Origin of the sequence: Paenibacillus sp. GbtcB18, from assembly GCF_019091125.1 — a bacterium.
GTDB classification, from domain to species: domain Bacteria; phylum Bacillota; class Bacilli; order Paenibacillales; family NBRC-103111; genus Paenibacillus_F; species Paenibacillus_F chitinolyticus.
The window spans coordinates 981,122-1,003,441 of sequence record NZ_JAGXJX010000002.1; the positions used below are offsets into that span (position 1 = coordinate 981,122).

The 22,320-nt window shown below is 54.9% G+C and carries 20 protein-coding genes and 1 riboswitch; of the genes, 9 read left to right on the forward strand and 11 right to left on the reverse strand.

The features are described from left to right. Window positions 1–4 precede the first annotated feature (4 nt). Window positions 5–253, forward strand: a complete 249-nt coding sequence (locus KVT34_RS09750) for a YkuS family protein (protein ID WP_217558378.1) — start codon at window positions 5–7, stop codon at window positions 251–253. A gap of 107 nt (window positions 254–360) precedes the next feature. Here the strand turns inward: KVT34_RS09750 and KVT34_RS09755 are convergent, their stop codons facing one another. Next, complete coding sequence (locus KVT34_RS09755) at window positions 361–1,134, reverse strand: SDR family NAD(P)-dependent oxidoreductase (RefSeq protein WP_217558379.1); 774 nt, start codon at window positions 1,132–1,134, stop codon at window positions 361–363. Between the two features lie 188 nt (window positions 1,135–1,322). After that, on the reverse strand, window positions 1,323–1,778 hold the full coding sequence (locus KVT34_RS09760; RefSeq protein ID WP_042233396.1) for a chemotaxis protein CheX: 456 nt from the start codon (window positions 1,776–1,778) through the stop codon (window positions 1,323–1,325). A 413-nt stretch (window positions 1,779–2,191) separates the two neighbouring features. On the opposite strand from KVT34_RS09760, the gene KVT34_RS09765 reads away from it, so the two are divergent. The 3 genes from KVT34_RS09765 (at window position 2,192) to KVT34_RS09775 (ending at window position 4,939) form a co-directional block, all read left to right on the forward strand. Next, the gene (locus KVT34_RS09765) at window positions 2,192–2,971 is read left to right on the forward strand and encodes a TIGR01457 family HAD-type hydrolase (protein ID WP_217558380.1); all 780 of its coding nucleotides are present in this window, start codon (window positions 2,192–2,194) and stop codon (window positions 2,969–2,971) included. A gap of 247 nt (window positions 2,972–3,218) precedes the next feature. Further along, window positions 3,219–4,121, forward strand: coding sequence for a LysR family transcriptional regulator (locus KVT34_RS09770; protein WP_103995844.1), 903 nt, complete (start codon window positions 3,219–3,221; stop codon window positions 4,119–4,121). A gap of 11 nt (window positions 4,122–4,132) precedes the next feature. Then, on the forward strand, window positions 4,133–4,939 hold the full coding sequence (locus tag KVT34_RS09775) for a histidinol-phosphatase (protein ID WP_217558381.1): 807 nt from the start codon (window positions 4,133–4,135) through the stop codon (window positions 4,937–4,939). A 219-nt stretch (window positions 4,940–5,158) separates the two neighbouring features. On the opposite strand, the gene KVT34_RS09780 is transcribed toward KVT34_RS09775, so the two are convergent. After that, window positions 5,159–5,476 (reverse strand): hypothetical protein, encoded by a 318-nt coding sequence (locus tag KVT34_RS09780; RefSeq protein ID WP_254634666.1) that lies wholly within the window; start codon window positions 5,474–5,476, stop codon window positions 5,159–5,161. Window positions 5,477–5,989: 513 nt separating this feature from the next. Here KVT34_RS09780 and KVT34_RS09785 point away from each other — a divergent pair. Next, complete coding sequence (locus KVT34_RS09785) at window positions 5,990–6,970, forward strand: cation diffusion facilitator family transporter (protein WP_217558382.1); 981 nt, start codon at window positions 5,990–5,992, stop codon at window positions 6,968–6,970. Window positions 6,971–7,113: 143 nt separating this feature from the next. Then, a complete protein-coding gene (locus KVT34_RS31765) occupies window positions 7,114–8,274 on the forward strand; it encodes a zinc-dependent alcohol dehydrogenase family protein (RefSeq protein ID WP_254634667.1) in 1,161 nt (386 codons plus the stop codon). A gap of 232 nt (window positions 8,275–8,506) precedes the next feature. Here KVT34_RS31765 and KVT34_RS09800 read toward each other — a convergent pair whose 3' ends face one another. From KVT34_RS09800 to KVT34_RS09815, 4 genes are all read right to left on the reverse strand, one after another. Then, window positions 8,507–9,391, reverse strand: a complete 885-nt coding sequence (locus KVT34_RS09800; RefSeq protein ID WP_217558383.1) for an EamA family transporter — start codon at window positions 9,389–9,391, stop codon at window positions 8,507–8,509. A 154-nt stretch (window positions 9,392–9,545) separates the two neighbouring features. Continuing rightward, a complete protein-coding gene (gene sdhB / locus KVT34_RS09805; protein WP_042233411.1) occupies window positions 9,546–10,316 on the reverse strand; it encodes a succinate dehydrogenase iron-sulfur subunit in 771 nt (256 codons plus the stop codon). A 2-nt stretch (window positions 10,317–10,318) separates the two neighbouring features. Then, window positions 10,319–12,091 (reverse strand): succinate dehydrogenase flavoprotein subunit, encoded by a 1,773-nt coding sequence (sdhA, locus tag KVT34_RS09810; protein WP_217558384.1) that lies wholly within the window; start codon window positions 12,089–12,091, stop codon window positions 10,319–10,321. Then, on the reverse strand, window positions 12,084–12,761 hold the full coding sequence (locus tag KVT34_RS09815) for a succinate dehydrogenase cytochrome b558 subunit (protein ID WP_217558385.1): 678 nt from the start codon (window positions 12,759–12,761) through the stop codon (window positions 12,084–12,086). The genes sdhA and KVT34_RS09815 overlap by 8 nt, the downstream gene beginning before the upstream one ends. A 292-nt stretch (window positions 12,762–13,053) precedes the next feature. Between KVT34_RS09815 and KVT34_RS09820 the strand changes: the two genes are divergently transcribed. Further along, window positions 13,054–13,953, forward strand: coding sequence for a LysR family transcriptional regulator (locus tag KVT34_RS09820; protein ID WP_217558387.1), 900 nt, complete (start codon window positions 13,054–13,056; stop codon window positions 13,951–13,953). 340 nt (window positions 13,954–14,293) lie between these two features. After that, a complete protein-coding gene (locus KVT34_RS09825; RefSeq protein ID WP_217558388.1) occupies window positions 14,294–14,515 on the forward strand; it encodes a hypothetical protein in 222 nt (73 codons plus the stop codon). Between the two features lie 133 nt (window positions 14,516–14,648). Here KVT34_RS09825 and KVT34_RS09830 read toward each other — a convergent pair whose 3' ends face one another. The 3 genes from KVT34_RS09830 to KVT34_RS09840 are packed head-to-tail and all read right to left on the reverse strand — an operon-like array spanning window position 14,649 to window position 17,971. Next, window positions 14,649–15,926, reverse strand: a complete 1,278-nt coding sequence (locus KVT34_RS09830; RefSeq protein ID WP_217558389.1) for a cation:proton antiporter — start codon at window positions 15,924–15,926, stop codon at window positions 14,649–14,651. A 24-nt stretch (window positions 15,927–15,950) separates the two neighbouring features. Then, window positions 15,951–16,613, reverse strand: coding sequence for a potassium channel family protein (locus KVT34_RS09835; protein WP_217558390.1), 663 nt, complete (start codon window positions 16,611–16,613; stop codon window positions 15,951–15,953). Window positions 16,614–16,627: 14 nt separating this feature from the next. Beyond that, window positions 16,628–17,971, reverse strand: a complete 1,344-nt coding sequence (locus KVT34_RS09840) for a TrkH family potassium uptake protein (protein WP_217558391.1) — start codon at window positions 17,969–17,971, stop codon at window positions 16,628–16,630. 59 nt (window positions 17,972–18,030) lie between these two features. Further along, window positions 18,031–18,180, reverse strand: a riboswitch (cyclic di-AMP (ydaO/yuaA leader). A gap of 179 nt (window positions 18,181–18,359) precedes the next feature. Between KVT34_RS09840 and KVT34_RS09845 the strand changes: the two genes are divergently transcribed. After that, a complete protein-coding gene (locus KVT34_RS09845) occupies window positions 18,360–20,018 on the forward strand; it encodes a CPBP family intramembrane glutamic endopeptidase (RefSeq protein ID WP_217558392.1) in 1,659 nt (552 codons plus the stop codon). A 266-nt stretch (window positions 20,019–20,284) separates the two neighbouring features. Here KVT34_RS09845 and uvrC read toward each other — a convergent pair whose 3' ends face one another. Then, entirely contained in the window at window positions 20,285–22,306 is a 2,022-nt protein-coding gene (gene uvrC, locus KVT34_RS09850) for an excinuclease ABC subunit UvrC (RefSeq protein ID WP_217558556.1), read from the reverse strand. Window positions 22,307–22,320 lie beyond the last annotated feature (14 nt).

Here is a 22,320-nt window from a genome sequence, read left to right on the forward strand (position 1 = left end):
GCATATGTCTAAAATCGCAGTCGAAGACAGCTTATCCAGTGTGAAGCAGGCCCTGCAGAGCAGCGGCTACGAAGTTACCTCGTTGAATCAGGCGGACGGAGCGTCCTGCGTGGTCATTTCCGGGCTGGACCAGAACGTGATGGGCTTCGCGGATGCCACCACCTCCGCTTCCGTCATCAACGCTCACGGCTTAACGGACGAAGAAATCGTCCAGGAAGTCGGCAGAACGACCGGGCAAAACCAGAGCTTCTGATCACCGTCAACAGTTCCCGGTTTTCTCACCGCACGTTTTTCCGCATGTTCCCCATGGAACCTAGAAAAAAAGCGATTCTCCTGCAGGAGAGCCGCTTTTTTTCTAGGTTATTTCTTGTTCAGCATGCGCTGTGCGGATTTATCCAGCAGACGGGGAAACAGCGAGTACAGCTTCGTGCCGATTCCCGCTATAAAAGGCAGGTCAATCTCCGCCTTCTCTTTCTCGACCGCACGAATGATCGCTTCGGCCACCCGCTCCGGCTTCAGCATGAACCAGCTGATGTTCTTGACGTAATTCCCCGTAGGGTCCGCCCGTTCGAAGAACGGGGTGTCGATCGGGCCCGGATTAACGGCGCTGAGCCGGACACCGGTTCCCGCCAGCTCCTGGCGGAGCGAGTTTGTCAGGCCGAGAACGGCGTGTTTCGTCGCGGAGTATCCGGAGGACTTCGCCGATCCGATTTTGCCGGCCATCGAAGCGATATTGACGATGTGGCCCGAGCCCGATTTGACCATAGCCGGAAGAACCGCTTTCGTGCAGCGGACGATGCCCAAGTAATTCACGTCCATCATCTCTTCGAACTGCTCCAGCGGAGCGTCCAGAAACCGTTCGAATACTCCGAACCCCGCGTTATTGACGAGAACGTCGATTCGCCCGTACTCGGCGTACACTTCGGCGAAAACCCGGTTCACTTCGGCCGTATCCTGCACATCGAGCCGGTACACGCCACATCCGCCGATCTCCGCCGCCAGCCGCTCCAGCTTGTCCCTCGAGCGGGCCATCAGAACGGGTACCGCTCCACGCTGCGCCAACGCCCGTGCGGTCTGCGCGCCTATTCCGCTGGAGGCTCCGGTGACGACGACTACTTTGCCTGCTATATTCATGGATGTGCTTCTTCCCCTTCCAATGAAGCTTGTAGGCTTAGTATACCTTACGCGGCTGCTCTTCACCAGGCGGAGGCAGGCGTTTTTCCAGAGCTCCCTTTACACCCGAATATCGCTTAAACTCAAAAAAAGACTGCTTCAAAAGAAACAGTCCTTTTGCCGGTCCTCCGGCTCTCAGCCCGGCTTAGCTAAGCGAGAAGAACCTGAATATCCAATTCTCCGATTCCGTCCATAAGCAGAGGAACCGTCAGCGCTTTCAGTGCGTCCACCTCATGGATGTCTCCCGTAACGACCTTGGGAGGCGTAATGTCAACCTTGATGCCCTGATTGTACAAAATCGTGCTGGCGTTGCCGCTGATCATGTTTCCGAGTTCGGAAATCGCACTGTGTCCCATTTCGTCCAGCTCGGTCAAAATAAATCCGCCCATCATAGCGGAAACCATACGCAGCGCCGTCGACTCTTCAAAACCGAAGCGTATGTTTCCCTGCATTTGACCGGTCATACCGATTTGTATCCATACATAACGTTCGATAAAGTAAATATCTTTGACAGATAATTTACCGGTAGTCGGACGCACGTTCGCGACTTGTTCGATGACAATCCGCGCGGATTCCAGAAAAGGATTGATGTACTCCGCTTTCATGTGCTCTTTAACCCCTTTACCAACATATAGGAACAAAATTATTTCACAAGGCGTTAAAACCGTTTCTCCGGTTTAGGCACTCATGTCGGATTTTTTTCGAACCAAACTTACACATTTTTCTACATTATATAGTAAAATTCGCTGTCCGTATACTTCTTTTGTCCTACTTTGTCCCATTTTGTCTATGTCGGTTTTGAGTCTTTATTATCATTGGACCTATAAAGCGGTGTCGAGCAGGAAGAGCGCGGTCCTAGTTCCCCTTTTGAGATTTTCCGGACACCGCGGGGATTAGAGCCAAGCCAATCCGTCTTTTACCGGATTAGACGCCTCCGGGCCTCTTTGCACGTCATAAATGACCGCGCTTGTGAGGAAGCATTCCGTTTGGTACGATAAATGGTGAGGTGAACAAAAGCATGCACGGATTTCTGATTGATTTGGATGGCACCCTCTACAAAGGGAACGAAGCCATACCGGGCGCGAAGGAGTTTGTGGAGCTGCTCAATAAGAACGGCCTCCCTTACCTCCTTGTGACCAATAATTCGTCCCGCTCCCCAGAACACGTAGCCGGCCATTTAAACGGGATGGGCATAGAAGTCGGACCCGAACGCGTGTACACGACGGCAATGGCTTCAGTTCAGTATTTGCTCGAACACGGAAGCGGCAATCGCGTCTACTGCATCGGCGAAGAAGGACTGCAGAGCGCTCTGCTGGAAGCCGGGTTCGAGCTCACCGACAAAGAGCCGGATTATGTCGTTCAAGGTATCGACCGGCAGTTGACCTACGACAAGCTGGCGTCGGCGGTCAAGCACCTGCTGGGCGGCGCCCGGTATATCCTGACGAACCCGGATCACCTGCTTCCGTCCGACAGCGGCCTGATTCCCGGAGCCGGCTCCATCGGCGCCCTCATCCGGACCGCTTCCGGCGCCAATCCGGTCGTCATCGGCAAGCCGTCGCCGGTCATTATGAACTATGCCCTGGCCCGTCTGGAGCTGCAGGCGAAAGACACGTGGGTGATCGGCGACAATACCGCAACGGACATCGGCGGCGGGATAGCGGCCGGCTGCCGGACGGCTCTCGTGCTGACAGGCCTTGCCACGGAGGCGAATGTCCGGGAGCACATTTCGAAGTCCGGGAACGAGCCGGATCTGATTTGCCGCGACCTGCCTCATTTTTGGAACAGTCTTATGAAATAGCCCGGCCCGAAAGCTGGGAATCGGACAGCTCTCATTCCTACAGAGAAATGGGAACCTCGCCTAAACGAAGAGGCCCGTTTCTCCCCTCTTTTTGCAATCGGAATTAAAAGGATCCCGCAAAACCCGGTTGTCATTTATTTACATCCGTTCATTTGAACTCTCCTCGGCCTTCCTTTATAATAAAAAGAAAATTAAGTTATCTCGTTATATGTTTCGATAAATTTTACTTATAATCGGAGGGCTGCCCATGAATCTCAATCAATTGGAGACGCTCATCACGATTTCCAAGACGATGAGTTTCCGTAAGGCAGGCGAACTTCTTAACCTGACGCAGCCGGCCGTATCTGCGCAGATTAGAAGCTTGGAAGAGGAGTTCGGGACGATTCTGATCGACCGCAACCAGCCTGTGACGCTGACGGACAGCGGCAAGCTGTTCCTGGAGCACGCCGAAAGAATCCTCCGCACTGTCGAGGATTTGAAACAACGGCTGGCCGATCTGAGCCAGACTCCCCAAGGCCATATCCACATCGGGACGACCACGTCCATTGCCATGCAAATTTTACCGCGGGTGCTGTTTTATTTTCAGGACCAGTTCCCTTTAATCAAAACCACCATTCATTCCATGACCTCTTCGCAAATTATGGCCAGTGTCGATAACGGCAGCGTAGATATCGGAATTTCGTATCTCTACGAAAAGTATCCGTCTCTGGAGGCTTCCGTCCTGTATTACGACACGTTCGAGCTCATCGTATCCACCAGTCACCCGTTAAGCCGGTACGCTCATATTTCCATCGAGAAGCTGCGCAATCTGCCCTTTATTATGCTATCCCCGGAAACGGCGGGGCGCCGATTCGTCGATCAGGTGTTCAAAACGTACGATATCAACCCCCAAATCGTGATGGAGCTGTCGAGCAGCGAGGAAGTAAAACGGATGGTCGAGCTGAATCTCGGCGCCGCTATCATCTCGAAGTTGTCTGTCGTCAACGATCTCGACCACGGTACGCTGAAAATGGTGAAAGTAGACGAGTTAGATATCACTCATCCCGTCGGCGTTGTATACAAATCCGGCCGCTACCTCAACTCCGCGATGCACCAATTCCTGCAGGATTTGAAAGGAATGCCGGAAACCCAATTTCTCGGTTCCGAATAGGAGGGCTACTTATGAAATTCGATCTTCATACGCACAATGAAAGATGCGGGCACGCAACGGGAACCATCCGTCACTACGTAGACGCGGCGGTAGAGGCAGGCTTGTCCGTGATCGGCATCTCCGATCATTCCCCTTATTTTTACAGCGAGCAGGACCAGCTGTTCCCGGGAATCGCCATGGCCAAAAGCGCCTTCGCCGCCTATGTGGAAGAAGTGCTCGGCCTGAAGAAGGAATATGAGAGTAAAATCGAAGTGCTGCTCGGCGTCGAATCCGACTTTTTCCCGGAGCATCTGGACCTTTACCGTTCCATGTATGAGAAATATCCCTTCGACTATATTATAGGTTCAGTCCACCTGTCCGGAGGCGTCAGCATTTTTAACAAGAACCGGTGGAAAGGGCTTGACGACGCTCAGCATATCGTCCACAAAGAGACCTACTACGATCTGATCCAGCAATCGGCAAGAGCCGGATTGTTTCAGATACTGGGTCATATCGACGCGATGAAAGGATTCTATCCCGCTTTCTCGGACATCCCGACTCCCAAAGTGGACGAAACCTTGAAAGTCATCGCGGATGAGGATGTGGCGATCGAAATCAACACTTCCGGCAAAACCAAAACCGTTGGCGGATGGTATCCGTCCGATCTTATTCTGGAACGCGCCCTCCATTACGGGGTTAAAGTCACTTTCGGCTCAGACGCTCATGTTCCCCAGCGTGTAGGCGACGACTTCGAACTCGTAAGCAAGCGGCTGAAAGAAATCGGGTATAAAGAATGGTGCTTCTTCCGCAATAAAGAGCGAGTTCTCGTCACCCTGTAATACCCGTCGCATTTCATAAAAAGACATAACAAAACCGGCCGTCAATCGGCCGGTTTTGTTTAATTGCGTGAGCTGTGATTCCGAATGATGCGTAGGAAGCAGATCCATAAAGCCGACAGTTCCCTGCACGCCTCATCCCGTTATCTGATAACACGTCTTCCCAATACCTCGGTGCTATTAGCCGCCGGCCAAGGATTTTAGGAAGGATCGCCGCTTCTTTTACTGGAAGCGGTAGTTGACGGAACTGTTATTTTGCTGGGAGTAAATAGCGGTATTGTTGAAAGATTGCTCCAGCTGTCCGCAAATTTGGGACACATGCTGCATTTGTTGAACGGCGCGGCTGTGTCCTTGGAGAGCGGTTTGGATAATCTGGCTGGCTTGACGCTCTCTTTGGGCGAGCTGTTCCAGCTGCTGCGCGTTTTGCTGCTCCTGCTGAAGAAGCTGCTGATAAACCGCGCTTGCCTGCTGGGTTTGCTGGATAAGCTGTTGAACCGTCTGCTGGCATTGCTGCAGCTGTTGGTTGTAGTTGTTATACATCGTGTAAATCCCTCCGGTAAACGATTTTGGGCGCCTTCACGGACTGCCTGGAATAGCTTCCCCGTCCCACCGGAGATCATACGGGAAAAAAATCGCCTGCAAGATGAGATACGATTCCAAACAGGGTACAGCGTGCTCATACTGCGGCTTCCGGATACATTGCGGCGTAGGCAGCAAGTCTCCAGACAAAAAAAGCAGGCTTACCAACGGGGTAAGCCTGAAACGTTGTATATTAAAAAGGGGGTCTTGGTTATTATAATACCTCCCTTACATTATAGGAACGTAACAGAAATATTTCATTTATGTAACAAAATTGAAAGCGTTCTCTAAAATTCGACGGCAGCTTCCCCGTTTTCGTCAGCATTCGCCTATGAAAAATCCGCTTTTGTTTTTTCATAGATCAGCCGTTGCAGGATTCCGGGACGTGACGTATAATTCCAACAGAACAACCTAGTGAAGCGTCTACTATTGTCCGTTCATCCATATAAAAAAGCCGGAAAGCAGGTACAAGCCATGACCGATTTTCACCATCTTGACCATGTGAAAGAACAATCCACGTCCAAGCGTACGCTGTGGATTACCCTTCTCCTCACCTTATTTTTCACCGTTGTTGAAGTTGTCGGGGGGATTATGTCGAACTCCCTCGCCCTGCTCTCGGATTCCGCGCATATGATCTCAGACGTCATTGCACTCGGACTCAGCATGACCGCCATTTACCTCGCCTCCCGAAAACCTAACAGCCGCTATACATTCGGCTTTCTGCGGTTCGAAATCATTGCCTCTTTCCTTAACGGACTTGCCTTGGCTGTGATCGCCATCGGAATCCTTATCGAGGGAATCAAGCGGTTTTACGAGCCGCAGAACATTGATTTCAAACTTATGCTCATCATCTCCTCCATCGGGTTCGTGGTCAACCTGGTGCTTACACTGGTCCTGCACCGCAGTATGGAAGAAGAGGAGAATCTCAATGTCCAGAGTGCTTTGTGGCATTTTATCGGAGACCTGCTCAGTTCCGTAGGGGTCATTATTTCGGCGATTATCATTTATTTTACGGGAATGCTGTGGTTCGATCCTTTGATCAGTATCGTAATCAGCTGCATTATTTTCATCGGAGGCAGCCGGATCATTAAGGAATCTTACCTCATTCTGATGGAATCCGTTCCCGCCAAGTTCAATCTGGAGGAAATCCGCCGCGATATCGGCAGTGTCGAAGGAGTCGAAGATGTGCATGAAATGCACCTTTGGGCGATCTCGACGGATCATTACTCTCTGACGGCGCACGTTTTTATCGACGACAAAATCCAGCCGTTCTGTATCATCCTCGCCATTAACGAAACGCTGAAGGAAAAATACGGCATTACGCATTCCACCATTCAGATGGAGCATGCGGGCATTCATCCTCACGGCGAATACGGCCGGGAATTTCTCAAACACCGGGAAGAGAAGCATCAGGAAGATGCTCTGATTCCCGTTCAGAAACAAGCCATGACGTGAGTCGAATTGGCGCGCAAACACCGGAATCCCCTGCAAGGGGTCCGGTGTTTTTCGCTTTATCAGGGCTTGTACCATTCTCGTGCCGGGTGTTTTATAATGGAACTAATGTACCCATACCAGTCAACCTATCGGAGGTGCTCCCCATGAAAGCAGTTCTTCTCGAAACATTCGGCGCGCCGGAATCGTTCTCCATCGGAGAAATTCCGACCCCGGCCGTCCGGCCCGGACACGTGCTTATCCGTGTCGCCGCCAGCAGCGTGAATCCGATCGACGCGCGGATCCGCCAAGGCCTGATGCCGAATCTCGCCCCGCCTGCTCCCGTGGTCCTGCACGGCGATGTAGCGGGCACCGTCGAGGCCGTGGGCGAAGGCGTGACGAAGTTCCGGCCCGGCGACGAAGTGTACGGCCTTGCCGGCGGCTTCAAGGGCTTCGGCGGCGCACTCGCCGAATACATGCTGGCCGATGCGGAGCTCATCGCCCGCAAGCCCGCCTCGCTCTCGATGAGCGAGGCGGCGGGCCCGCCCCGCGGGGGGGTCACCCCCCGGCCGGGCCCCGTCGGCCCGGGGCGGGCTGCGCCCCGGCCGGCGGGTCTCGTGGCTGCCCCCCCGGGCTCCCGCGCCGCGGGGGGGCCCCCCCCCCCCCCCCCGCCCCCCCCGCGACAGGGGGCCGAGCCGCCGGCCCTGCCCGTCGTGGCGCTCACCGCCTGGCAGGGCCTGTTCGACCGGGCGCGGCTTCAGCCCGGCCAGCAGGTTCTCGTGCATGCCGCCGCAGGCGGCGTCGGCCACATTGCGATCCAGCTCGCCAAATGGGGCGGCGCCGACGTCTTCGCGACGGCATCCTCCGGCGCGAAGCTGGACATCGCTTCGCGACTGGGCGCGGACGGCGTCATCAACTACCGGACGGAACCGGTAGAAGATTACGTCCGCAGATGCTCCGATGGCGGCCAAGGCTTCGGCGTCGTGTTCGACACGGTCGGGAAAGACAACCTCGACCGTTCCTTCGCCGCCGCGCGCACAGGCGGCCATGTCGTCGCCATCGCCGCCCGCTCCACGCATGATCTCAGCCCGCTTCATGCGAAGGGGTTGACGCTGCACGTGGTGTTCACCGTGCTGCCCCTTCTGACCGGCGTCGGCCGCAAGCACCAGGGCGAGACGCTGGAGCGTCTGGCGAGACTGGCCGACGAAGGCCACCTGCGCCCGCTGCTGGACGAACAGCGGTATACGTTCCGGGATGCGGCGGGGGCTCACCGCCGCCTGGAGTCGGGCAGCGCGATCGGCAAGGTCGTGTTGACGAACGACCTGTAAGGACGTGCCCGCGGTTGCAGGCCGAGGCCGCGGGCAGCAGGCGCCAGATACAGCGAATGGAGCTGCTGCGGCAATGCGGCGAAAACAATTTTCTCCTCCCCGCGAACGAACCGCAAACCTTCCTCTCATAAAGGTGACGTTCATCCTTTTGCACAGCAAAGAGCCGAAACGCTTATGCGTTCCGGCTCTTTATATGTTTGGGTTAGCGAGAGCCGAGTTGGCTGCAGCCCGATCAAACCGGCTTAAGCTCCCCCGCTTTTCCTCTCCGCAGGTGAGGATATGCGATTCCGAAAAGGATGAGCAGGACACCCGCCCACTGCACCAAAGACACGCTTTCCTGAAGTACTACTGCCGAAAGCACGACAGCTACAGGCAGCTCGGCCGCTCCGAGAATGGAACCCAGACCCGTACCCAGTTTCGGCATGCCGTAGTTAAAGCATACGGTCGGAATCACGATCCCGAATACTCCGACAAGCAGCGCATATTTCCATAGTCCCTCTACAAGCGCGCCGTTCCATATAAAACTCGGCGTATGATAAACGAATACGAGAAGAAGGCCTCCCATATTCATCATCAAGGTCCGGTTGATAGCCGGAACTTCCGTACTTACCTTGCCGCTGAAATAAATAAAACCGGTGTACGTCACGGCGGACAGCAGGCCAAGGACTACCCCGACAACGGGTAAATCGATGGAGCCGAGATCGGCCACGCCGGATGCCAGCCCCGTTCCGATCAGGAGCAGCACGAGGGAGACCGCCTTCGCGCGGCTCGGTCTTTTGCGTTCCAGCACCGCTTCCAGAATGACGCCGATCCAGGTGAACTGGAACAGCAGCACAATGGCGATGGAGGCCGGAACCGTCTGCAGGGAATTGTAATATAAAATGCCGGTCGAACCGGTTGTCAGGCCTACCATAAGCAGCCGCACCCATTGTCCCGGCTTCATTTTATGGCGGGAGAGCGTCAGAACGAGTACGAGCGAGATCAGCGTGCCGAACAAGTTTTGGGCGCCTACCACCTCACCCGGTTCGAAACCCGCTTCATACGCGAATTTAACGAACGTAGAGAGCATTCCATAACTGCATGCTCCCAGGAATACTAGAATAATCGCTTTCCACATGATGGGCTTCCCTTCTCTCTATCCAAACTAAAACGGCGTGGATCGCTTTATTTCATTAGCATGCCGCAGGTTTTCTTTTCATAACAAAAGCACTTCCGCGCGGAAGTGCTGCGCGGAAGTGCCATATATTTCATAATATGCCAGGTCGGTGTGCTTACATGCCCAACCATTTTTTGAACAGACGTTTCGTGGTGTCCTTGTTCATTTCCGCGATGGAAGTCGTGAGCGGAATGCCTTTCGGACAGGAACGCACGCAGTTCTGCGAGTTACCGCAGCCCTCGATGCCTCCGTCTTCCATCAGCGTATCGAGACGCTCATCCTTGTTCATTTCACCTGTAGGGTGAGAGTTGAACAGTCGGACTTGCGAAACCGCGGCAGGACCGATGAAGCTTGTCTTCTCGTTTACGTTCGGGCAAACTTCCAGACATACGCCGCACGTCATGCACTTGGAAAGCTCGTAAGCCCACTGACGCTTGGATTCCGCCATACGCGGTCCGGGACCCAGATCGTACGTACCGTCGATCGGAATCCACGCTTTTACTTTCTTGAGGGCGTTGAACATCCGGGTGCGGTCGATAACCAGGTCTCTTACGACCGGGAACGTACGCATCGGTTCTACGCGGATCGGCTGTTCCAGCTTGTCGATCAAGGCAGCGCAGGCTTGACGCGCTTTGCCGTTGATGATCATGGAGCAGGCGCCGCATACTTCCTCGAGACAGTTGGACTCCCAGCAAACCGGAGTCGTTTCGCCGCCGTCCGCCGTTTTCGGATTGCGCTGGACTTCCATCAAAGCGCTGATCACGTTCATATTCGGACGGTAGGGGATTTCAAACTCCTCTTTGTAAGGAGCCGATTCCGGGCTGTCTTGACGGGTGACGATAAACTTGACCGTTTTGCTTGGTACTGCAGTTTGCGCTTCGGCCATGATCAATGCCCTCCCTCTTTCTCTTTCTTCTTCTTGTCCGTAGTGTAATCGCGTTTACGCGGTGCGATAAGCGATACGTCTACGTCCTCGTATTCGATAACCGGACCTTCAGGGGTCCACTTCGCTTTAGTGGTTTTCAGGAAGTTATCGTCATCGCGTTCCGGGAACTCCGGCTTGTAGTGAGCGCCGCGGCTCTCATTACGCAGAAGAGCGCCCAGCGTCATCGCTTCGGAAAGTTCGAGCATGTTCCAGAGTTGTCTCGTGAAGGCGACACCCTGGTTGTTCCAGCGAGCCGTATCCGTCATGTTGATATTCTGGAAACGTTCTTTATATTCTTTAATCTTGACGATCGTTTCTTCAAGATTCTTGTTGTAACGCACGACAGTCATGTTCGAAGTCATCAGCTCGCCGAGCTCTTTGTGGATGACGTAAGCATTTTCTTTGCCGTCCATTTTAAGCAGGCTTTCGTAACGATCGGTGTGCTTCTGCTTCTCGCGGTCAAACATAGCGGTGGACATATCTTCCACGTGCTTGTCGAGACCTTGGATATATTCGATTGCTTTAGGACCTGCCACCATACCGCCGAAAATAGCGGATACGAGGGAGTTCGCTCCGAGACGGTTCGCTCCGTGAACGGAGTAATCGCACTCGCCTGCCGCGAAGAGGCCCGGAATGTTCGTCATTTGGTTGTAATCGACCCAGATGCCGCCCATCGAATAGTGAACCGCAGGGAAAATCTTCATCGGAAGCTTCCGCGGGTCGTCGCCTGTGAATTTCTCGTAAATTTCGATGATACCGCCCAGCTTAACGTCAAGCTCTTTCGGATCTTTGTGAGACAGATCCAGGTAAACCATGTTCTCGCCGTTGATGCCGAGCTTCAGGTCGTTACAAACGTGGAAAATTTCACGGGTCGCGATATCACGCGGCACCAGGTTTCCGTAAGCCGGGTATTTCTCTTCGAGGAAGTACCAAGGCTTGCCGTCTTTATACGTCCATACGCGTCCGCCTTCACCACGCGCGGATTCGGACATCAAGCGAAGCTTGTCGTCGCCCGGAATCGCGGTCGGGTGAATCTGGATGAACTCGCCGTTCGCGTAGTAAACGCCCTGCTGGTACACGGCACTTGCCGCCGTACCGGTGTTAATAACGGAGTTCGTTGTTTTACCGAAAATGATGCCGGGACCGCCGGTCGCCATGATGACGGCATCGGAAGAGAACGTCTGCACTTCCATGTTGCGCAGATCTTGGGCGGCAATCCCGCGGCAAACGCCGTCGTCGTCGATAACCGCGCCGAGGAATTCCCAGTGCTCGAACTTCGTTACGAGTCCCGCTGTTTCGAAACGGCGGACCTGCTCGTCGAGCGCATACAGCAGCTGCTGGCCTGTCGTAGCGCCGGCAAATGCCGTACGGTGGTATTTCGTGCCGCCGAAACGACGGAAATCCAGAAGACCTTCCGGTGTCCGGTTGAACATAACGCCCATCCGGTCCATCAAGTGGATGATGCCGGGAGCCGCGTCGCACATCGCCTTAACCGGCGGTTGATTGGCGAGGAAGTCGCCGCCGTATACCGTATCGTCAAAGTGCTCCCAAGTGGAGTCGCCTTCACCTTTCGTATTAACCGCACCGTTGATGCCGCCTTGAGCACACACGGAGTGGGAACGTTTTACAGGAACCAGGGAGAAAAGCTGTACGGGCACACCCGCTTCCGCTGCCTTAATGGTTGCCATCAGGCCGGCCAGACCGCCGCCGACGACAATTACTTTTGAATTAGCCATTGCTGGTCACCCCTCCGATCATTCCGCTAACGACAGGAAGCTCCTGAAATTGCGGGTCTTTAAATGCCACGAGAGAAGCGATGAACATGACGGACATGATAACGAACAAGCCGATCCAAATATAGGAAGACACGCGTTGGGCGCGTGGGCCCACCGTGATGCCCCAGCTGACAAGGAACGACCACATGCCGTTTGTAAAATGGAAAGACGCGGCGATAACGCCGATTACGTATATGGTCAGCAAAAGAGGCTGAGATACGATGTCATGCATCGTCTGTCCTAAGCGTTCATGCTCTACGTTGCCGATTGCCACTTGAAAACGCGTTTCAAAGAAATGCCATGCCACGAACAGGAAGGTAAGAACCCCCGTGATCCGCTGCCATAAAAACATCTGGTTGCGGAAATAGCCGTAACGGCTTACGTTGTTGCGGGCCGTAAACGCTACGTACAGGCCGTAAACGGCATGGTACAGGAGCGGAATCCAGATCCCGACGATCTCGAGCACAAGCACGAGCGGCAGGCTGTTCAGCCAGTTGATTTGATCCACAAACGCTTCGGGTCCCTTAGTTGCTTCAAAGTTGGTAAGCAAATGCTCGATCAAGAAGAAACCAACCGGAATAACGCCAAGCAAGGAATGCAGCTTGCGGTTAAAATACGAGTTCTTGCCCATTAGTGATGCTTCCCCCCTCAAATTTTCGCCTCGACATGATACGTCTCGACAATTCCAGACAAAACCAAATTCCATTGTACTCCCCTGTCCGGGGACCGTCAACCGCCAAAAAAGGCACACTCATCGCTTTTTCCTGCCTCGGATTAGCGACAATGGGCCGAATTTTTTGTGAACAACTGGTGACATATACATCGTACCTCTTTATCGCTTATAATGGAATTGCTGTTTTTTTATATTCATTATAATATTTTTGCATAATAAGAAGAATTTAAACCCCAGGGAGGCACGAATTATGGAACATCTCGACGTTTTTGCTGTCGTTGTCGAACAGGCCAGCTTGAATAAAGCGTCGCAGGTGCTAAATTTGTCGCAGCCTGCCTTATCGCGCAAGATCATGAAGCTGGAGGAGCAGCTCGGCGTCCAGCTCTTTTCCCGCAAGGGGAAGCGCCTTGATTTAACGCGGGCCGGCGAAATCGCATACGAATATGCGCTGGAGCAGAGACAGGCCGAACGCCGCTTCCTGCAGACCTTGTACGAATATAAGACCGCCGGGCGCCATATGAGCCTCACCATCGGAGCCAGTCTGACGACGCTGCAGACCACGCTTCCCGAGCTTGTGACGATGTACCTGGCGGAATATCCGTCTACGGACATGAAAGCTCTGACCGGCAAAACTCACGAGATCGTCATGATGGTCAAGGAGAAGAAAGTCGACATCGGCCTCGTCGCCTCCTCCATCGACCAGCCGGGACTCGCCTGCGAGCCTCTTTTCGACGATCATCTCTGTCTGGTGCTGCCGCAGGGTCATCCTTACCTGGACCGCGAGGAGCTGTCCATCGCCGATCTGAACGGCCTCTCGATGATCCTCTTCTCTAAAGGCACCTGGTACCGGGTGCTTACCGACGAGCTGTTTCACCGCTTTTTCATTTTTCCGGACGTCAAAATGGAAATCGACTCGTTCGAGGCGATCATGCGTCTCGTCGTTACGTGCCAGGCGGCTACGCTGCTGCCGAGATCGTACCTGCACGACCATTCGTCCGATCATGACGGGCTCTGCGTCCGTGAGCTGCCGGAACTTATGAATACGCCGCGGACCACCTCGCTCATTTTCGTGAAGGAGACTCACCAGAACGAGGCGGTCGCGCATTTTATCCGCAAGGCCAAAGCGCATTTTGCGGGCTTAAGCCAGTAAGCCGGGCCCTGGCAGAGGCCGCTGCCGCGCCAGCGCTTGGGACCGTTATGCGGTTATGTCCGCATGACGGCTATGACGGCCCGGGAGGGCCAACCCGTCATACCCCGCCTGATGCCCCCAAAGGCTACGGCAGCACCCACGCTTCCGGCTGCAAAGAACCTCCCTGCCTGCACGGCCCGGCGAGGTTCTTTTTTTTCGCTAGAGCTCTGTTACACTTGTTGTTGATTTTTATTGAAGCAATCGGGAGCATAGTGGAATTGATTATTTCCGCTTGAGCCTGACACTGGTGTCAGGGCTTAGGATAGTTGTATAACCTACTAGAAAGGAAAAAAGATAAGTTATGGATATTACTTCACAGGAAGAAATCATGATTAAGGCTCTCCGTGAGGCTGCATTGCCCCCTTTATTTGTGCTCATACGAATTAGAAATGACATTTCAAATGACACTGTAAATGTCGAAGAGAACCGAAGAGATGTTGTCGTAAAAACAATGGAAAAATACATCAGCCCGTTATGGAAAGATTATCATGAGGGGAAAAATTTAAAAGCCAAAGAAGAATGAACCGCCGAATTGGGCAGTTTTTCTTTTGGACAAAAATCAACACTCAAGGCTAACAGAGCCTTCGCCAAAAAACCGCCTATGCAAGCATAGGCGGTTTCCATTTTCTATCATCCTAAAGAAAAGTTTCTTCTAATTATTGAGTTCCCGGCTTCGCGGACGGTACGCCATGCGCGCCTCCGCCGCCGCTGTCCTCTTCAAGGCCCAGCTTACGCGCCACAAAGGCCGTGGTGCTCGCCTGGAACAGGATCGTGATCAACACCGCCATAAACGTAACGGAAGCGATCAGATCCGCATGAGCGATGCCCAGCCCCGCCACCATGCCGGAAAGCGCGGCAGGAATCACGCCGGTCTCCCTCACCCAGAACATGAAGACAATCTCTCTCCAAGTCCATTTCGCTTTGCGGTCCGGCAGCGTGCAGACAAGCACGACCAGCGGACGGGCGATGAACATGAACACGAAAATGATGCCGAGACTCGGCCACAAATATTTGAGCAGTAGCGGAAAATTAACCTGGCTGCCGAGCAGGATAAAGATCAGCATCCGCATCAGAACGGTCACATTTTCCGAGAAATGCGTCATTTCCTGCTTTTTATCCTCCATATGCAGCTTGAAGACGTCGGAATTGCCCCAGATCAGCCCGGCCGTGAACGTCGCCATAAAACCGCTGACCCCCAGATCTTCACCCGCCAGATAAGAGCCGAGAGCCGCCGCCAGCATCAGAATCGTCGCGTAATCGCGCAGAAAGCCGATTTTCACGTGTGCGGTCAGGAAGGCTCCCGCATATCCGATTATCGCGCCGACCGCCAGCCCGCCCAGCGCGGTTTTCACGAACTGCCATGCGCCTGAAGCGACGGATACGTGCTCCGTTCCCAGAAGAATAGCAATCAGCGAGAAGGTAAGAATGGAGCCCGTGGCGTCATTGAATGCCGATTCGCTCTCTACCGTCTCGCGTACCTTGGCCCGGATTCTCACCTGCTTGAACACGGGAATGAGCGTAGCCGGATCGGTGGAAGAAATGATAGCCCCGAGCAGGAGCGCATGCAGCCAAGGCAAGCCGAGAAACCAGTGGGAAGCGGCGGCGACCGCCCCGCACGTAAGGATGACACCCGGTATGCTCAGCAGCGTGACGGAGATCCAGACATGCTTCAGCCCGCTCAGCCGGATATTGCGCCCTCCGTCAAACAGAATGAGCGTGGAGCCTATGACCAGGATGAACTGATTGGTCAGAGAACTGCTCGGTTCGGCGATCCAGTGAAACGCTTGTCCGAAAATCATCCCCGCGATCAGAAAAAGCGCCACATCGGGCAGGGGCAGCCATCCCGCCAGTTTACCGAACAGCATGCCCAGAACCACAATCAGGATAAATAAATACAGCTCATAGTCAATGAGCTGTGTCAAAGCATTCTCCATGCGCATACGCCCCTTTCCGGCTTCTTAGCGGATCGCGCGGCTCTCAAACGTGTCGATCTGCTCTTTCGTGCCGATAACGACCATCACGTCTCTCTCGTGCAGGACATCTTCGGCGGTAGGCGCGATAATCACGTCGTCCGTTTTGTTGATGGCGACGATGCTGCAGCCGTACTTGGCCCTCGGATCGAGTTCCTTTAGAGTAAGGCCGGAAATACGCCGGGAAACGACGAGTTCCGCGATCGTGTAGTTTTTGGACAATTCGATATAATCGAGAAGGTTCGGCGACACGAGCTGGTGAGCCACGCGCACGCCCATATCACGCTCGGGAAAAATAATCCGGTCCACGCCGATTTTCTCAAGCACCTTGGCGTGCTGATCGGTCAACGCCTTCGCGACGACCGTTTTAACGCCAAGCTCCTTAAGCAGAATCGCCGCCATGATACTCGCCTGGATATTATCTCCGATAGCCACGACTGCGCAATCGAAATTCCGGACGCCGAGCGAGCGGAGAACCTCTTCGTCCGTTGCGTCCGCAACCACGGTATGGGTGAGCTTGTCGCTCATCTCGTCCACTTTCTCTTCATCTCTGTCGATGCCCAGCACCTCGTGCCCGAGCTGAGTCAATTCTTGGGACAAGCTGGAACCGAAGCGTCCGAGTCCGATAACTGCATATTGAATGAAAGCCATTGTTTTGTTTCTCCTTAACCTATCGTGATTTTTCCTTCGGGATAACGGTACAGTTCTTTCTCGGCTTTAGGCTGCAGCGCGTACGCAAGTGTCAAAGGCCCGAGACGTCCCGCGAACATCGTCAGGGCGATCATAACCTTGCCGAACACGGTAAGCTTCGTGGTCAGCCCCAGGGTGAGTCCTACGGTCCCGAATGCCGAGGTCACTTCATACAAAATCATAAGAAACTCGTGATCTTCCGTCGTAGACAGAAGCATGGTAACGAAAATAACAAGAAAGAGTGCAAACATCGTCAAAGTGATCGCCTTCAGGATGCGTTCCTTGCCGAGACGGTTGCGGAAGAAGACGATATCTTCTTTTCCCCGCACCATCGCGACGATAGCCCCTACGAGCATCGTAAACGTAGTCGTCTTGATCCCGCCCCCGGTCGATCCCGGAGAAGCCCCGATAAACATCAGGATGATCATGAAAAATTGGGACGCTTGGCGGAGAGAAGCGAGATCAAGCGTATTCGCCCCCGCCGTACGCGGTGTGACCGATTGAAAAAACGAAGCGAGAATCTTGCCGCCGAAGTCCAGCGAACCCAGCGTTTTCGAATTGGAATACTCGAAGATAAAAATAACAAGCGCCCCGGTCACGATCAGAATGCTTGTGGCGCTCAGCACCACCTTGGAGTGAAGGGTCAGCTTCTTCGTTTTCCGGTAATCCATCACATCGGACATCACGATAAAACCGATTCCGCCCAGAACGATGAGCGCCATCGTCACTACATTGGTAATAAAATCGCCGGCGTAAGCGGTCAGCGAGGTGAAGGGGCCCGTAATCGGACCGAACAAGTCGAACCCGGCATTGTTGAAAAAGGAAACGGCATGCCAGATGCCGTAGTACAGCCCCTTCGGAAATCCGAGATCCACCGACCAGCGGGCGGTAAACAGGACGGCCGCGATTCCCTCGATCGTCAGCGAGTAGATCAGTACCTTCCGGAAAAGACGGACAATCCCTTCCATACTGCCCTGGTTCAAGGCTTCCTGAAGCAGCAGCCTTTCGCGGAGCGATATCTTCTTGCGCAGGATGAAAGCAAAAAGCGTCGCCATACTCATGAATCCGAGGCCGCCGATTTGAATCAGCGAAATGATGACCATTTGTCCGAACGTCGTAAAATGCGTTCCGGTGTCTACCACGACCAAACCTGTTACACAGGTAGCCGAGGTGGCCGTGAAGAGAGCGTCGATGAACGGAAGCGGCAGCCCGTCCGTTGACGAGACCGGCAGCATCAATAAGCCCGAGCCGATGAAAATAATGAGGGCAAATCCGAGCACAAGGATCTGCGGCGGCGTAAATCTCGACTTTTTTAACACATAATTTCCTCCTATATGAAGCACAAAAAAGACACTGGAGTCCCACTGCCCTTTCGGTTATGGTTCCTGCTGGTCGCCTACGAGGTTAGCTGACGGATTCGGATGTACAGGCCACCCTATTTACCCTGCCCGATTCAGGCACAAGCGGTAAAATTCACCCCAAAGTATGGTTCCCCCGTTTTCCAACGGAAATTCGGCGTATGAAGTTGTGCGAAGAAATGAATCATCCGCATTATATATCTGTTATTAAACAAGCACAAAGCCCTTTTAACCGGATTTTACGGGGGGAAACCTAGACAATCTTCCTGCAGCTAACTGGGAGTCACGAATTGGCATCCTTACGCAAACTGTGATACGGTTAAAAAAACGATCGGAGAAGGAGCTGACCATGAAAAAATACGGTCCGGATAACCCGCTGCTGCTGCTCGCCTTGACCGGATTCCTTCTATATGCAGCCGTGGTTTTCATCTATAATACCGGGGCCGCTCCCGCCGGTTCCGATCCTTACGAAACGTCAGCCTCCATTACGAAAGAACAAGCCGCGGAGGCTGCGGTCGCATGGCTGCGGCAAAGGCAGGGCGCCGATGCCGATAACGGCTCCGGCGCCGTTACGGTCGGAGGGTCTCCCGGCACATTCGTCAGCTATCAATCGGAGAAGGAACTCAGCGGTTATCTGACCAAAGAGAAGCTTCAAACGTTGTATGACAAGAGCTACGCCAGCCGGGTGCCCGTCGATTACTATCGGGTAGAAGTCGCCGAGGCTTCCCCTTCGGTCCGGAAGTGGGTCATCGATATCCATATGACCACGAAAGCCGTAATCGGCTGGTCCCGCATCGGCGGCGAATCCCTGGCGGCCGTGTCCGCGTCGGATGCGGAGAAGGCCGCCAGGGAAGCGATCGTACGGCAGGGCTACGAAGAGGCGGAGTTCAAGCGGATCAGTCCTCCGGCCGCCATGTCCGGCATGCTGCTGTTCGAGCGGGAGAAAGAGCCTGTCGGGGACGCAAAGCTGACGATCGGCGTGAAGCTGGATGGAACCTCCGTTTCCTCATTCACCCAATCGTTCCGGCTCCCCGCCGCTTTCACGTCCTGGCTGAAGCATCAGGAGGATACCGCCTCCATGTGGACCCGCATCAGCTTGTGGGGCAACGGCCTGATGGCCCTGATCGCCCTCGGTTATACCGTCCTTAAACGGAGGACGGTCGATTTTTCCCGTGGCGTTCTGCTAACGGCGGTATATGTCGTGATCTACGTCATGAACAACATCAACATGTATCCGGCCTATAAAGCCGGCAGTACGCCGACGAGCAGCGGCCAGGAAGCGATCCTTTCGATCGTGCTGATCAACTTCGTTACGCTGCTGATGGCCGCAGCCGTCTACTTCTCTTTCACGGCCGGCGAAGCCTTGTGGAGACGTGAAGGAAAGTCCGTCATGCCCCGCTGGCGCGACGCCGACTTCGGCGCGCACATAACCCGCAGCATGGTGCAGGGCTATCTGCTCTGCCTGTTCCTGCTCGGCCTCCAGCAGGTGCTGTTCCTTGTGGCGGAGAAAGGCTTCGGTGTCTGGTCGGTGAACGATCCGATGTCGTCTCCCCGCAACATGCTGCAGCCCGCTTTGCTTCCGCTGATGGCTTGGGCGGCCGGCATTTCCGAGGAGGCCACCTTCCGGCTGCTCGGCATCGCCCTGTTCAGCAGGCTGCTCCGGTTCAAATGGCTGGCCGTGCTTCTGCCCAGCCTCATCTGGGCGGCGGGTCACACCGCCTATCCGATCTACCCGGTGTACACCAGGCTGATCGAGGTAACGGTGCTCGGCCTCGTCTTCGGCTACGCCTTCCTGCGGTACGGGTTCCTGACCGCCCTGTTCGCCCATACGGCTATGGACAGCATCCTCATGGGCCTGTCCCTTCTCACGGGCGAAGGGCTGGCAGCCAGCACGCCTGCGCTAGGCCTGCTCTATATGGCGCTGCCGGCCGCCGTCGCCCTCGCGGTATCCGGGCTTCACAAACTGAGGTTTATGAGCGGAAGCAGGCAGAACCGGCGGCCCGTCTAGAAAGTCACCGGCTTTGTCTGCACGCGAGGCCAATGGCCCCCTTGCCGGCAGCAAGCCGCCCCGGACTCTTGGACATGGCAGCAGCCCGGACACGGCGGCAGTACGATGGACACGGTCATGCGGCACATCGCCGCTAAGACCCTGATGGAGCCCCGCGGCGCGGACGGCATAACCGGTGGTTGGCTGCGGCAAGTCCCGGAAGCCAGCGGAAGTGCAATCACCGGCGACTTGTGGCCGCATTAAACGCACAAAAAAGAGGAACCGTCTCAAATGGACGGTTCCTCTTGTTCTTGTTCTCCCCGCAGAGCGGTCAATATTTGTGCGGCGAGCTTCTCGCCGATTCCCAGAGGCCGAAAATCTTCAACCGCGGCCTCTTTGATTTTTTTAACGGACCCGAAATGCTTCAGCAGCAGCTTCCGGCGTTTCTCCCCGATACCGGGAATCGCATCGAGCTGCGAAACGACCATCGACTTCGCCCGCCTTTCCCGGTGGAACGTAATCGCGAAGCGGTGGACTTCATCCTGGATCCGCTGCAGCAGGTAAAATTCCTGGCTGTCGCGCGGAATGGGGACGACTTCGGCGGGATCGCCGGCCAGCAGCATCGCGGTTTTGTGCTTCGCGTCCTTGGACAAGCCGCACACCGGAACGAACAGCCCCAGCTCGTTCTCCAGCACGTCGATAGCGACCGACATCTGACCTTTGCCGCCGTCCACGATGATCAGATCGGGCAGCGCCATATTCTCCTTCAGCACCCGCTCGTAACGGCGGCGGATGACTTCCCTCATGGACTCGTAGTCATCCGGTCCCTTCACGGTCTTGATCTTGTACTTGCGGTACTCCTTCCGGTCCGGCTTGCCGTCCGTGAAGACGACCATCGCGGCCACCGGGTCGGAGCCCTGAATGTTCGAGTTGTCGAACGCCTCGATCCGCGTGACCGGCCCCGTACCGAGCCAACTGCCTAGGTTCTCCACTGCCAGCACCGTACGCTGCGCATCCCGCTCGATGAGGCGGAACTTCTCCTCCAGGCCGACGCGCGCGTTGTCCCTGGCCATGTCGACCATCTGCTTTTTGAGCCCGCGCTGCGGAAAATGCACTTTCACCTTCAGCCAGCTCTCCAGCGCTTCCTTCACGTCTTTCTGCTCCGCAGTCGTCGGCATGCCGCGCGAATCGGAACCGGCGTGCTCCTCGGCTTCCGCCGCGAGCTGCGACGGCGCGGCCGCCTCCTCCGGGGCTTCCCGCAGACTCTCCGGCGATCCGCCGTCTTCTCCGGCCTGGGGGACAGCCGCTCCCGCCGCTGCCTCCATACCGGCGCTCAGGCTTCCCGCCGGCATTTCCTGCTGGCTGCGGCCGGGCAGGAAGATTTCCTTCGGCAGCGCCGGGTTCTCGCTGTATACCTGCATCACGTAAGTGATAAAGTCCTCGTACTCGTCTCCATAGTACGGGAACATGGTCACATGACGTTCGATCAGCTTGCCCTGGCGCATGTACAGAATCTGCACGCACATCCAGCCTTTATCGGCTACGTAGCCGAAAATATCGCGGTCCACCACATCCGTGGTCGTAATCTTCTGCTTCTCCATCACCGCGTCGATGTTCACGATCAGATCGCGGAGCTCCTTCGCCCGCTCGAAGTTCAAATCCTCTGCCGCGGCGTGCATCTTCGAGGTCAGTTCCTGCTTGACCTGTTCGTGACCGCCGTTGAGGAAGCGCACAATCCCCTGCACCATCTCGTCATTCTGCTGCTGCGTGATGTCATGCTCGCACGGAGCCAGGCACTGGCCCAGATGATAATACAGGCAGACGCGGTCCGGAATCGTTTTGCACTTCCGCAGCGGATACAGCCGGTCAAGCAGCTTTTTCGTCTCCTGCGCGGCAAAAGCGTTCGGATAAGGCCCGAAATACTTCCCTTTGTCTTTGACGATCTTGCGCGTCACTTCCAGACGCGGATGCTCTTCATGGGTAATTTTGATATAAGGAAACGACTTGTCGTCTTTAAGCAGCACATTATAGCGCGGGTAGTGCTGTTTAATCAGATTGCATTCCAAGATAAGCGCCTCGATGTTGCTTGAGGTCACGATATATTCAAAATCACGGATTTCCGACACAAGCCGCTGTGTCTTCCCGTCATGGCTTCCGGTAAAATAAGAACGCACGCGGTTTTTGAGCACTTTGGCTTTTCCCACGTAAATAATCGTGCCTTCCGCGTTCTTCATCAGGTAACAGCCCGGCTTATCCGGCAGCAAGGCCAGCTTGTTGCGAATATGGTCCTCGCTCTCCTCGCGGGTCATTCTGTGGAGAGGTT

Excerpts from the sequence above, each read along its gene's own strand:
- KVT34_RS09750 (WP_217558378.1), top strand. The coding sequence starts at position 5 with ATGTCTAAAATCGCAGTCGAAGACAGCTTATCCAGTGTGAAGCAGGCC.
- KVT34_RS09755 (WP_217558379.1), bottom strand. The coding sequence starts at position 1,134 with ATGAATATAGCAGGCAAAGTAGTCGTCGTCACCGGAGCCTCCAGCGGA.
- KVT34_RS09760 (WP_042233396.1), bottom strand. The coding sequence starts at position 1,778 with ATGAAAGCGGAGTACATCAATCCTTTTCTGGAATCCGCGCGGATTGTC.
- KVT34_RS09765 (WP_217558380.1), top strand. The coding sequence starts at position 2,192 with ATGCACGGATTTCTGATTGATTTGGATGGCACCCTCTACAAAGGGAAC.
- KVT34_RS09770 (WP_103995844.1), top strand. The coding sequence starts at position 3,219 with ATGAATCTCAATCAATTGGAGACGCTCATCACGATTTCCAAGACGATG.
- KVT34_RS09775 (WP_217558381.1), top strand. The coding sequence starts at position 4,133 with ATGAAATTCGATCTTCATACGCACAATGAAAGATGCGGGCACGCAACG.
- KVT34_RS09780 (WP_254634666.1), bottom strand. The coding sequence starts at position 5,476 with ATGTATAACAACTACAACCAACAGCTGCAGCAATGCCAGCAGACGGTT.
- KVT34_RS09785 (WP_217558382.1), top strand. The coding sequence starts at position 5,990 with ATGACCGATTTTCACCATCTTGACCATGTGAAAGAACAATCCACGTCC.
- KVT34_RS31765 (WP_254634667.1), top strand. The coding sequence starts at position 7,114 with ATGAAAGCAGTTCTTCTCGAAACATTCGGCGCGCCGGAATCGTTCTCC.
- KVT34_RS09800 (WP_217558383.1), bottom strand. The coding sequence starts at position 9,391 with ATGTGGAAAGCGATTATTCTAGTATTCCTGGGAGCATGCAGTTATGGA.
- sdhB (WP_042233411.1), bottom strand. The coding sequence starts at position 10,316 with ATGGCCGAAGCGCAAACTGCAGTACCAAGCAAAACGGTCAAGTTTATC.
- sdhA (WP_217558384.1), bottom strand. The coding sequence starts at position 12,091 with ATGGCTAATTCAAAAGTAATTGTCGTCGGCGGCGGTCTGGCCGGCCTG.
- KVT34_RS09815 (WP_217558385.1), bottom strand. The coding sequence starts at position 12,761 with ATGGGCAAGAACTCGTATTTTAACCGCAAGCTGCATTCCTTGCTTGGC.
- KVT34_RS09820 (WP_217558387.1), top strand. The coding sequence starts at position 13,054 with ATGGAACATCTCGACGTTTTTGCTGTCGTTGTCGAACAGGCCAGCTTG.
- KVT34_RS09825 (WP_217558388.1), top strand. The coding sequence starts at position 14,294 with ATGGATATTACTTCACAGGAAGAAATCATGATTAAGGCTCTCCGTGAG.
- KVT34_RS09830 (WP_217558389.1), bottom strand. The coding sequence starts at position 15,926 with ATGGAGAATGCTTTGACACAGCTCATTGACTATGAGCTGTATTTATTT.
- KVT34_RS09835 (WP_217558390.1), bottom strand. The coding sequence starts at position 16,613 with ATGGCTTTCATTCAATATGCAGTTATCGGACTCGGACGCTTCGGTTCC.
- KVT34_RS09845 (WP_217558392.1), top strand. The coding sequence starts at position 18,360 with ATGAAAAAATACGGTCCGGATAACCCGCTGCTGCTGCTCGCCTTGACC.
- uvrC (WP_217558556.1), bottom strand. The coding sequence starts at position 22,306 with ATGACCCGCGAGGAGAGCGAGGACCATATTCGCAACAAGCTGGCCTTG.